At 70.9% G+C, this 11,470-nt stretch carries 6 protein-coding genes and 1 pseudogene; 5 read left to right on the plus strand and 2 right to left on the minus strand.

All coding sequences use genetic code 11. The features are described 5' to 3' along the window. The first annotated feature begins 10 nt into the window (after nucleotides 1–10). The 4 genes from H516_RS0107925 to H516_RS0107940 all read left to right on the plus strand — a co-directional run bounded on the left by H516_RS0107925 (nucleotide 11) and on the right by H516_RS0107940 (nucleotide 7,444). A complete protein-coding gene (locus tag H516_RS0107925; protein ID WP_022889190.1) occupies nucleotides 11–1,204 on the plus strand; it encodes a glycine C-acetyltransferase in 1,194 nt (397 codons plus the stop codon). A 132-nt stretch (nucleotides 1,205–1,336) separates the two neighbouring features. After that, nucleotides 1,337–4,933: a fibronectin type III domain-containing protein gene (locus H516_RS0107930; RefSeq protein WP_084620462.1), complete on the plus strand. Its 3,597-nt coding sequence runs from the start codon at nucleotides 1,337–1,339 to the stop codon at nucleotides 4,931–4,933. 110 nt (nucleotides 4,934–5,043) lie between these two features. Next, a complete protein-coding gene (locus H516_RS0107935; protein WP_022889192.1) occupies nucleotides 5,044–6,150 on the plus strand; it encodes a LacI family DNA-binding transcriptional regulator in 1,107 nt (368 codons plus the stop codon). A 64-nt stretch (nucleotides 6,151–6,214) separates the two neighbouring features. Further along, nucleotides 6,215–7,444: an amidohydrolase gene (locus H516_RS0107940; RefSeq protein WP_022889193.1), complete on the plus strand. Its 1,230-nt coding sequence runs from the start codon at nucleotides 6,215–6,217 to the stop codon at nucleotides 7,442–7,444. A gap of 40 nt (nucleotides 7,445–7,484) precedes the next feature. On the opposite strand, the gene H516_RS0107945 is transcribed toward H516_RS0107940, so the two are convergent. Together H516_RS0107945 and H516_RS20920 are read right to left on the minus strand one after the other, a co-directional pair. Then, nucleotides 7,485–8,825, minus strand: coding sequence for an MATE family efflux transporter (locus tag H516_RS0107945; RefSeq protein WP_022889194.1), 1,341 nt, complete (start codon nucleotides 8,823–8,825; stop codon nucleotides 7,485–7,487). An 85-nt stretch (nucleotides 8,826–8,910) separates the two neighbouring features. Next, nucleotides 8,911–9,281 (minus strand): annotated as a pseudogene (locus H516_RS20920) (YccF domain-containing protein). A 44-nt stretch (nucleotides 9,282–9,325) separates the two neighbouring features. Here H516_RS20920 and H516_RS0107955 point away from each other — a divergent pair. After that, nucleotides 9,326–11,362, plus strand: coding sequence for a M13 family metallopeptidase (locus tag H516_RS0107955; protein WP_022889195.1), 2,037 nt, complete (start codon nucleotides 9,326–9,328; stop codon nucleotides 11,360–11,362). Nucleotides 11,363–11,470: the final 108 nt, after the last annotated feature.

Below are 11,470 nucleotides of genomic sequence, written 5' to 3' on the forward strand. Positions count from 1 at the left end.
GAGATCTGAGATGTACGGAGACGTGAAGACGCAGCTGCGCGCCGAGCTCGACGAGATCGAGGCCGCGGGTCTCATGAAGCGTGAGCGCGGCATCCACGGACCGCAGTCCTCCGAGATCGAGGTCGCCGGCCGCGAGGTGCTGAACTTCTGCGCCAACAACTACCTCGGCCTCGCGAACGATCCGCGCATCGTCGCGGCTGCGCACCGCGGACTCGACGAATGGGGGTACGGCCTCGCGAGCGTGCGGTTCATCTGCGGCACGCAGGAGCTCCATCTCGAGCTCGAGCGACGGGTGTCGGGGTTCCTCGGCTACGACGACACGATCCTCTTCTCGTCGTGTTTCGACGCGAACGGCGGCGTTTTCGAGACGCTGTTCGGGCCCGATGACGCGATCATCTCCGACGAGCTCAACCACGCGTCGATCATCGACGGCATCCGCCTGTCGAAGGCCCGCCGGTTCCGCTACAGGAACCGCGACATGGCCGAGCTCGAGGCTCGCCTCGCCGAAGCGTCTGATGCCCGCCGCCGCGTGATCGTGACCGACGGCGTGTTCTCGATGGACGGCTACATCGCGCCGCTCCAGGAGATCTGCGACCTCGCCGAGCGGTACGACGCGCTCGTCTTCGTCGACGACTCGCACGCGGTCGGCTTCGTCGGCGCGAACGGCCGCGGCACCCCCGAGTACTGCGGCGTCGAAGGCCGGGTCGACATCACCACCGGCACCTTCGGCAAGGCGCTCGGCGGCGCATCCGGCGGGTACGTCGCCGCCCGCCAGGAGATCGTCGACCTCCTGCGCCAGCGCGCCCGCCCCTACCTCTTCTCGAACACCCTCGCCCCCGCGATCGTCGCCGGCACGATCGAGGCGCTGACGCTCCTCTCCACCTCGGGTTCGCTTCGTGAGCGGCTCAATGCGAACGCGGCCCTGTTCCGAGAGCTGATGGATGCCGCGGGGTTCGAGCTGCTGCCCGGCGAGCACGCGATCGTGCCGGTCATGTTCGGCGACGCCGCCCTGACCGCCCGCATCGCCGACGCTCTTCAGCAGCGCGGCGTGTTCGTCACGGCCTTCTCGTATCCGGTCGTCCCGAAGGGCGCCGCGCGCATCCGCGTGCAGCTCTCGGCCGCGCACACCGTCGACGAGATCCGCCGCTGCGTCGCGGCCTTCATCGAGGCGCGCGACGCGGTCGGCGCGGTGCCCGCCGAGTAGGATGACCCGCGCTCGCGACCTCGGCTAGGACCAGGGCGCGCGGTTACGTATGATACGGAGGCGTGCGTCCGATTCGGGCGCCGCCGTACGCGGCGCACCCCGGTGCCCGACGAAAAGGGGAGAGGGCGTTCGATGCGTTCCGATGTGAGTCCACGCGACATCCGTTCGAAATTGGGGCGGGCGCTTCGACGCCTGACCCTCGCGACTGCGCTCACCGCGCTGCTCGCGGGCGGCGGCGTGGTCGCTGCAGCGAATGCGGCAGGTGAGTCGACCGTGACCGGTCGGGTCGTGAACAGCGGCGGTGCGCCGGTCGCAGGCGTAAAGCTCACCACGGGCGCCAACCAGGGTGACGCGGGCGACGCCGCGCCGAGGTCGACCGTGACCGCTGCTGACGGCTCCTTCACCCTCACAACAGCCATCCCCTACCGCTTCTACGTTCGGGTCGAGGCCCCGGCTCCGTACGTCAGCAGCTCGACCATCGCGGTCGACGGCGGACTCGCCTGGGGCGAGTGGCACGACGGCTCCCGGAGGTTCGACCCCGGCAGCACGAATGAGGTCGGCACGTTGACGCTCGATCCCGGCATCGAGGTCGGCGGCGCACTCGGCGTGTCGGGCCTGGGCGGGCCCCAGGAGGCTCGAGTCAGGGTGCAGGCGGCCGACGCGCGTGAAGTCGCGGGATCATTCGACGTCTCCAACGGATCGACCCCGTGGAAGCTGCGAGTGCCGGCCGGCTCTTACACGGTGAAGGGTTCCGTCTGGGCCGCTGGGCTCGACGCAAGCCAGACCGTGCCGATCACGGTGGGCACCGCATCGCTCACGGGAATCGACCTCGCGTTCGCGGCCAACGGCCGCACGATCGCCGGCACCGTGCTCGATCCCGACGGGAAGGCCGCTTCGGGGGTTCACCTCACCTTGTCGCCGATCGATCCCGCGAACAGCGGCGACTATCGCGGTATGAACGTCGGTGTAAACGGTCGCTACCTGCTCGAGAACATCCGGAACGGCAGCTACCGCGTGCAGGTCGACACGGGCGACGGCACCCGGTGGATCAAGGGCAACGGCGTGACGATGTCCTACGAGGACGCCGAGATCCTCGTGTTCGAGCAGGCCTCGCCGAGTCGCACCATCAGCTTCACCGCTGCGCGCGCCGCCTCGAGCGAGCCCCGCTCGGTCGTGGCCACGGCCGGCAACGCGTCGGCCACCGTGACGTGGCAGGCACCACTGAGCGAGGGCAACTCGGAGATCGACGAGTACCGCGTGACCGCCAGCCCCGGCGGCAAGTCCGTCGTGGTGATCGCACCGACGCTGACGGCGAAGGTGCCGGGCCTGACGAACGGCACCGTCTACACCTTCACCGTCGACGCCTCCAACGGCTGGGGCGTCTCGCTGCCCTCTGTGGCCAGCGCTCCGGTGACGCCGGCGACGGTGCCGGGTGCGCCGACCGGTGTGTCGGCGGTCGCAGGCAACGGGAACGCGACGGTGTCGTGGAAGGCGCCGGCGTCGAACGGCGGTTCGGCGATTACGGGCTACACGGTGACGTCGAGCCCGGGTGGCAAGACGGCGACGGTGTCCGGTTCGGCGACGACGGCGACGGTTGCCGGCCTGACGAACGGCACGGCGTACACGTTCACGGTGAAAGCGCAGAACGCGAAGGGCTCATCGGTTGCCTCGGCGGCGAGTGCCGCCGTGACGCCGGCGACGGTGCCGGGGGCACCGACCGGTGTGTCGGCTGTCGCAGGCAGCGGGAAGGCGACGGTGTCGTGGGTGGCGCCGGCGTCGAACGGCGGTTCGGCGATCACGGGCTACACGGTGACGTCGAGCCCGGGCGGCAAGACGGCGACGGTCGCCGGTTCGGCGACGACGGCGACGGTGTCGGGGCTCGCGAACGGCACGGCGTACACGTTCACGGTGAAGGCGACGAACGCGAAGGGGTCGTCGGCAGCGTCGAGCGCGAGCGGTGCAGTGACGCCGGCGACGGTGCCGGATGCGCCGACGGCGGTGTCGGCGGTCGCCGGCAACGCCGAGGCGACGGTGTCGGTGGCGCCGGCGTCGAACGGCGGTTCGGCGATCACGGGCTACACGGTGACGTCGAGCCCGGGCGGCAAGATGGCGACGGTCGCCGGTTCGGCGACGACGGCGACGGTGTCGGGGCTCGCGAACGGCACGGCGTACACGTTCACGGTGAAGGCGACGAACGCGAAGGGGTCGTCGGCAGCGTCGAGCGCGAGCGGTGCAGTGACGCCGGCGACGGTGCCGGATGCGCCGACGGCGGTGTCGGCGGTCGCCGGCAACGCCGAGGCGACGGTGTCGTGGGCGGTTGCGTCGACCGGCGGCTCCCCGGTCACGGGTTACACGGTGACGTCGAGCCCGGGCGGCAAGACGGCGACGGTGTCCGGTTCGGCCACGACGGCGACGGTGACCGGGCTCGCGAACGGCACGGCGTACACCTTCACCGTGAAGGCGACGAACGCGAAGGGCACCTCGGGAGCATCGGATGCGAGCGCCGCCGTCACGCCCGTCGGTGCACCCGACGCGCCGACCGGCGTCACCGCTGACGCGGCCGATGCGCGGGCGATCGTCTCGTGGACGGCACCCGGCTTCACCGGCGGTTCGGCGATCACGGGTTACACGGTGACGTCGAGCCCGGGTGGCAAGACGGCGACGGTGTCCGGATCGACGAAGACGGCGACGGTGTCGGGGCTCGTGAACGGCACTGCGTATACCTTCACCGTGAAGGCCCGGAACGTGGTGGGCAGCTCGGTCGCCTCGAGCCCGAGCACCGCCGTCACGCCGAAGTCCGCGACCGATCGATACGCCGGCGCATCGCGGTACGACACGGCAGCGGTGGTGTCTCGCAAGAGCTTCGCTCCCGGGGTCGACACCGTCTACGTCGCCGGTGGCACCGGGCTTGCCGACGCGCTTGCGGGGGCCTCCGTGGCTGGGCGCGACGCGGCACCGATCCTGCTGACGGCAGCCACCTCGCTCCCCGCGCAGACGAAGCTCGAGCTCCAGCGGCTCGACCCGAAGAAGGTCGTCATCCTCGGTGGAACCGGTGTCGTGGCGAAGTCGCTCGAAACGGCGATCGCGCGTGCCGCCGGCGTGACGAGCGTGACGCGTCTCGCCGGAGTCAACCGGTACGAGACCGCAGCCGGCATCTCGCGGGCGAGCTTCGAGGCCGGTGTGAGCACCGTGTACCTCGCCAACGGGACCGGGTTGCCCGACGCGCTCGCCGGGGCGCCGGTGGCCGGCAGCGTCGGCGGGCCGGTGCTCCTCGTCGAGAAGAGTCGCATCCCCAAGGAGACGGCCGTCGAGCTGAAGCGACTCAAGCCGGCGAAGATCGTCATCCTCGGCGGCACCGGGGTGGTCTCGTCGACCGTCGTCAGCCAGGTGAAGTCGCTCGTGAATCCGACCAAGGGAGTGACGCGCTGGGCAGGGACGGACCGGTACGCCACCGCAGCGGCGATCGTCGCGAAGGCGTTCCCGTCGGGTGCTTCCACGGTCTATGTCGCGCAGGGCGACGGCCTCCCTGACGCGCTTGCCGCCGCGCCGGTCGCGGCCGTCGATGGCGCGCCCATCCTGCTCGTCGGTCGGGATTCGATCCCCTCCGCAACGGCTCTGGCACTCGAAGCGCTCGACTCCGAGAAGCCCATCACCCGGATCGTCGTGCTCGGCGGCACCGGCGTCGTCTCCGACAAGGTGCGGGTCGCGCTCGCGAAGTACACAGGGTGATTCCCGCAGCAGTGGCCGGCCGATTCGTCGACCGGTCACTGCCGCCTCCGAGCCGGGGCGCATCGGGTCGATCCGGCACGATCGAATCGATTCGGCCTAGACTCGGGCGCATGCAGCCCGAATCTGCCGAATCCTCCGAGCAGTCCGCGACGGCGCCGAGAACCGATGCCGCCTCCCGCCCGACGCTGGCGGACGTCGCCGCCCACGCCGGGGTCTCCGCGTCGACGGCGTCGCTCGCGTTCAGCGGCTCGGGCCCCGTGTCGGATGCCACGAAGCAGCGTGTGCTCGGCGCCGCCGCCGAACTCGGCTACGGCGGGCCGGACCCGCGGGCCCGATCGCTGCGACGGGGCCGTTCGGGCATCGTCGGGGTGGTGCTCGAGGAACGCATCCGAACCGCCTTCCTCGACCCCGTGAAGATCCAGATGCTCGACGGGATCACGGAGGGCATCGCACCGCTCGGTGCCGGACTGCTCCTGCTCACCGACACCGGCGATGTCGGCGACAACGCGGTGAGCATCGAGAGCGCACCCGTCGACGCCGTCGTGCTCGTCGGCTGCAGCCCGCGATTCACCGAATCGGTCGAGGCGCTGCGCCGCCGCGGCATCCCTGCTGTCGCCATCGAGGGCTCGGCAGACGACGGTGTGCCCGAGATCTCGATCGACAACCTCCAGGCGACGCGGCGCGGCGCCGAGTACCTGCGCGAGCTCGGCCACTCACGGGTGGCGATCGTGACACTGCCGGTCGACGCCGCACGCACTCGCGGCGCGCTGACGCCCGAACTCGAACGATCGAGCACCGCGAGCGTCACGAACGAACGGCTCGCAGGGGCCCGCGCGATCTTCCCGGGCGCCCCCGCCCACGTCGCCGCGGCGAGCCTGATCGAGGAGGGCCTCGATGCGGGCCGGGCGATCCTCGCCGACCCGTCGACCCGGCCGACAGCGGTGATCGCGCAGAGCGACCTGCTCGCCGCCGGAGTGATCCGCGCCGCGGAGGAACTCGGCATCGCCGTCCCCGCCGAGCTCAGCGTGCTCGGATTCGACGGCATCCGCGTCGACGGGTTGCAGCACGACCTGACGACGCTCGTGCAGCCCTCGGTCGCGAAGGGCCGTGCCGCCGGCGAAGCCGTGGTGAGGCTCCTCGCGGGCGAGGCGCCCGAATCGGTGTGTTTCACGAGCACGCTGCACGTGGGCGACACGACGGCCGCACCCGAGCGCTGACGCGCTGACGCGCTGACGGCACTCGTTCCGCCGGAAGGCGGGCGCTCGGTCCTAGGCTGACGGCATGTCTCTCGACCTCGCAGCCATCTACCGCGACCTGCACGCCAACCCCGAGCTCTCCTTCGAGGAGCATCGCACCGCGGGCATCGTCGCCGAGACCCTGGGCGCGCTCGGGCTCGAGGTCACGACCGGCATCGGCGGCACCGGAGTCACCGGGGTGCTCGCGAACGGCGCCGGACCGACGGTGATGCTGCGCGCCGACATGGACGGACTCCCGGTCCTCGAGGCGACCGGGCTCCTGTACGCGAGCACCGCGCGCGGCGTCGACCCCGACGGCAACGACGTGCCCGTCATGCACGCCTGCGGGCACGACGTGCACGTGACGTGCCTGCTCGGGGCGGCCGAACGCCTCGTGGCCGATCGCTCGGGTTGGTCGGGCACGCTCGTGGTGCTCTTCCAGCCCGCCGAGGAACAGGGCGGCGGCGCCGAGGCGATGGTCGCCGACGGACTCTACGACCGGGTGCCCACGCCCGACGTCGTGCTCGGCCAGCATGTCGCACCCCTGCCGGCCGGTTTCGTGGGCCTGCGCCCCGGTCCGGCGATGGCCGCGGCCGACTCGCTCTCGGTGCTCGTCCACGGCACGGGCGGGCACGGTTCGCGCCCCGAGGCGACCGTCGACCCCGTGCTGCTCGCCGCATCAATGACGGTGCGGCTCCAGGGCATCGTCGCCCGCGAGGTCGCCGCCACCGACTCGGCGGTCGTGACGGTCGGGCAGTTGCACACCGGCACCAAGAACAACATCATTCCGGCCGAGGCGAAGCTCGGCCTCAGCGTGCGCACCTTCAACGAGTCGGTGCGCGAGAAGGTCCTGGCCGCGATCGAACGCATCGCGAAGGGCGAGGCGGCCGCTTCAGGGGCGCCGCGCGAGCCCGAGCTCGTGTTCGAGGAGCGCTTCCCGCTCACGGTCAACGAGCCGGCGGCATCCGAGCGTACCGCCGTCGCGCTGCGGGGGGCGCTCGGCGAGCAACGCGTGTTCGACCCGGGCGTCGTCTCGGGCAGTGAGGACGTCGGGGTGCTGGCGACCGCGGCGGGCGCACCGCTCGTGTACTGGCTTCTCGGCGGGTTCGATCCTGCGCGCTTCGACCTCGTGGCGTTCGCTGCGGGGCGCTTGCCCGATGACCTGCCCTCGAACCACTCCCCGTACTTCGCGCCGGCGATCGACCCGACGCTCGACGTCGGGGTGGCCGCGCTCGTCGCCGCGGCTCGTGAATGGCTCGAAGACGCCTCGGCCTGACGCCCCGGTCTGACGCCTCGGCCTGTCGGGCGTTCGTCGCTCAGGCCGGCGCGCCCGTGATCACCCAGCGGTCGCCGCGTGCCCGCAGGCCGAGGGTCACGGCGCGTGCCGCGAGATAGCCGATCGCGAAGGCCGCCATGAGCCAGGCGGGCCCGGCCGCACCGGCCGGGGCGACCGCGACGACGCCGAGTGCGAGCGGCGCGAATGCGGCGAGGTTCACGAGTCCCGTCCAGGCGAGGTAGCGGGCGTCGCCTGCGCCGATGAGCACGCCGTCGAGCACGAAGACGAGGCCGCCGAGCGGCGCCGAGAGGCCGAGCACCACGAACGCCGGCGGCAGCAGTGCGGCCACCTCGGCGGAGCTCGTGAAGAGCCCGGGCAGCACCCACGCCGTCGCGATGAGCATCGCACCGAGGATCGCGCCGGCACCGATGCCCCATTCGACGCAGCGTCGCAGGATCTGCCGTACCGCGACGACGTCGCCCACCCCGAGCCCACGGCCGATGAGCGCCTGTGCGGCGATCGCGAGGGCGTCGAGCGCGAAGCCGAGGGTGAAGTAGATCGTCATGGCGACCTGGAACGCCGCCAGCTCGTTCGAGCCGAGCGAGGTCGCCGCCCACGTCGCGAGCAGCAGCGCGACCCGCAGGCTCGCCGTGCGCAGCAGCAGCCAGCCGCCCGAGACGGCTCCCCGCAGCACCCCGGCGTGGTGCGGCCACGGGCTCGCACCGGCTCGCGCGGCGTGCCGTGCGACGACGACGAGGTAGACCGCGACCATGCCCCACTGGGCGACGACGGTGCCGATCGCCGAGCCGGCGATGCCCCACCCGGCCACGTAGATGAAGAGGTAGTTCAGCGCGATGTTGACGGCGAAGCCGATGCCCGCGACCCAGAGCGGTGTTCGCGTGTCCTGGAGCCCCCGAAGCAGACCCGTGGCGGCGAACACCACGAGCATGGCCGGCAGGCCGGCCATCGAGATCGAGAGATAGACGGATGCCTCGGCCGCGACCTCGCTCGTCGCCCCGAACACGCCGACGAGCCATGGCGCGGCGAACCACCCGGCGACGGCGAGCACCACGCCGATGCCGAGGGCGAGCCAGAGCCCGTCGACGCCCGCCGCGACCGCGCCCCGCAGATCGCCGGTGCCGACCAGCCGCGCGACCGCCGGGGTCGTGGCATAGGCGAGGAAGACCATGAGCCCGATGATCGTCTGCAGGACCGCGCTCGCGAGCCCGAGGCCGGCGAGCGGGGTCGCCCCGAGGTGCCCGACCATCGCGGTGTCGGCGAGCAGGAAGAGCGGTTCGGCGATGAGCGCGCCGAGCGCGGGTACGGCGAGACGCAGGATCTCTCGGTCGACGGTACGGGGCGAGGGCGTCTCGGTGCTCATGTCCCTTGAAGCCTAGGCGCGGCCACCGACGGGTCACCGACCGCACGTCGAGCACCGCGCACGGGACTCGGGCGGCTGCGTGCCGTCAGGCGTCGACGATCTCCTTGCCGAGCGGCGCGAGCGACACCGGCACCAGCTTGAAGTTCGCGATGCCGAGCGGGAGCCGATGATCGTGACGCAGAGCAGCACGCCGGCGATGAGGTGCTCGAGTGCGAGCCACCAGCCGGCGAGGATCACCCAGATGACGTTGCCGATGAACGACCACGCGCCCGAGGTCGGTTTCTGCACGACCGTGCGGCCGAAGGGCCAGAGCGCGTACCCGGCGATGCGGAACGAGGCGATGCCCCAGGGGATCGTCACGATGAGGATGCACATGACGACGCCCGCGAGCACGTAGCCGAGGAACAGCCAGACGCCCGAGAGCACCAGCCAGATGATGTTCAGGAGCGTGTTCATGTCGGGAACATCCAAGCACGTCCACCCCGGCTTAGGCTGGGGGGATGACCGACGTCGCGCTCCCCTCCGGTATCAAGCAGGACGAACTCGATGCGGCGGTGCGTCCGCAGGACGACCTCTTCCGCCACGTGAACGGCGCATGGATCGAACGTACCGAGATCCCAGCCGACAAGGCGCGCTTCGGCTCCTTCATCGAGTTGCACGAGGAGGCCGAACAGGCGGTCCGCGACATCATCCACGAATCGCAGGAGTCCGAGCCCGGCACCGAGGCGCGCAAGGTCGGCGACCTCTTCTCGAGCTTCATGAACGAGGAGCGCGCCGAACTCCTCGGCGTCACGCCCATCGCCGGTCAGCTCGTCGACGTCTCGCTCGTGAGCTCGGTGGCGAGCCTGCTCGAGACCCTCGGCAGTCTCGAACGGCAGGGTGTCGCGGGCTTCGTCCAGCTGTACGTCGACAACGACCCCGGCGACCCCGAGCGCTACCTCGTGTTCGTCGAGCAGGGCGGCATCGGCCTGCCCGACGAGAGCTACTTCCGCGAAGAGCGCTTCGAGAGCGTTCGCGAGGCGTATCGTTCGCACCTCGAGCGGATGCTCCGGCTCGCCCAACTCGACGAGCCTGCCGAGCGGGCGGCCCGCGTGTTCGAGCTCGAGTCCGCCATCGCGGCCGTGCACTGGAACAACGTCGAGTCCCGCGACAGCGAGAAGACCTACAACCTGAAGCCCTGGCAGGGCGTCCTCGACGAGGCATCCCTTCGACGGGCTCAGGACGGCGCCCTCGACCTCGCGATCTGGCGCGATGCGATGGGCGTGCCCGCCCACGCCTTCGACGAGCTCGTGGTGCGCCAGCCCTCGTTCCTCGCGGGGCTCGGCGCCCTCCTCACGGAGGAGCGGCTGCCCGCGTGGCGCGACTGGCTCGCCTGGCAGGTCGTGCGCTCGAGCGCCGCGTACCTCTCGAGCGACCTCGTCGAGGCGAACTTCGACTTCTACGGTCGCACGCTCACCGGCACCCCGCAGATGCGCGAGCGGTGGAAGCGCGGCGTCTCGCTCGTCGAGGGCGCGATGGGCGAGGCCGTGGGCCGCATCTACGTCGACCGGCACTTCCCGCCCACCGCGAAGGAGGCGATGGACGTGCTCGTCGAAAACCTCGTGCTCGCATACCGCGAGTCGATCGAGGCGCTCGAATGGATGGGCGAGGCCACGAAGGCGAAGGCGCTCGACAAGCTCGAGAAGTTCACGCCCAAGATCGGCTACCCGGTGAAGTGGCGCGACTACTCGGCGCTCGAGATCACGGCCGGCGACCTCGTCGGCAACGTGCGTGCGACCGCCGAGTTCGAGTTCAACCGGGAGCTCGGCAAGATCGGCAAGCCGATCGACCGCGACGAGTGGTTCATGACCCCGCAGACGATCAACGCGTACTACAACCCGGGCTTCAACGAGATCGTGTTCCCGGCGGCGATCCTGCAGTACCCGTTCTTCGACGCCGAGCGTGACGCGGCCGCGAACTACGGCGCGATCGGCGCCGTCATCGGGCACGAGATCGGGCACGGCTTCGACGACCAGGGCTCGAAGTACGACGGCGACGGGCGACTCACCGACTGGTGGACAGCCGACGACCGCGCCGCCTTCGAAGAGCGCACGAAGGCGCTCATCGCGCAGTACGACGCCCTGGTCCCGGCGCAGCTGGTCGACGGCGACGAGGATGCCTCGGCCGAGGCATCCACCGACGGCGAAGCCCCGCACGTCAACGGCGCCCTCACGATCGGCGAGAACATCGGCGACCTCGGCGGTCTCGCCATCGCGTGGAAGGCGTACGTGCTGTCGCAGGGCGGCAGCGTCGCCCAGTCGCCCGTGATCGACGGCCTGACACCGGCTCAGCGGTTCTTCCTGTCGTGGGCGCAGGCCTGGCAGATGAAGGGCCGCGACGAAGAGGTGGTGCGTCTGCTCGCGATCGACCCGCACTCGCCGAACGAGTTCCGGTGCAACCAGATCGTCCGCAACATCGATGAGTTCTACACTGGCTTCGGAGTGACTGCCGACGACGCCCTCTGGCTCGACCCTGCCGAGCGGGTGACGATCTGGTAGTTTCAACTCTTCCGGCGTACCCCCTTCTGCCCCGAACAGGGGGTGGGATGGCGCGACGTGCACTGATTAGCTGATGGACATCGCTCTGACGGTGCCGCGCCTTGGATC

It is taken from the genome of Agromyces italicus DSM 16388 (assembly GCF_000421545.1).
Taxonomy (GTDB): Bacteria; Actinomycetota; Actinomycetes; order Actinomycetales; family Microbacteriaceae; genus Agromyces; species Agromyces italicus.

Coding starts and splice junctions, on each gene's coding strand:
- H516_RS0107935 (WP_022889192.1), top strand. CDS start 5,044: ATGCAGCCCGAATCTGCCGAATCCTCCGAGCAGTCCGCGACGGCGCCG.
- H516_RS0107925 (WP_022889190.1), top strand. CDS start 11: ATGTACGGAGACGTGAAGACGCAGCTGCGCGCCGAGCTCGACGAGATC.
- H516_RS0107930 (WP_084620462.1), top strand. CDS start 1,337: ATGCGTTCCGATGTGAGTCCACGCGACATCCGTTCGAAATTGGGGCGG.
- H516_RS0107945 (WP_022889194.1), bottom strand. CDS start 8,825: ATGAGCACCGAGACGCCCTCGCCCCGTACCGTCGACCGAGAGATCCTG.
- H516_RS0107940 (WP_022889193.1), top strand. CDS start 6,215: ATGTCTCTCGACCTCGCAGCCATCTACCGCGACCTGCACGCCAACCCC.
- H516_RS0107955 (WP_022889195.1), top strand. CDS start 9,326: ATGACCGACGTCGCGCTCCCCTCCGGTATCAAGCAGGACGAACTCGAT.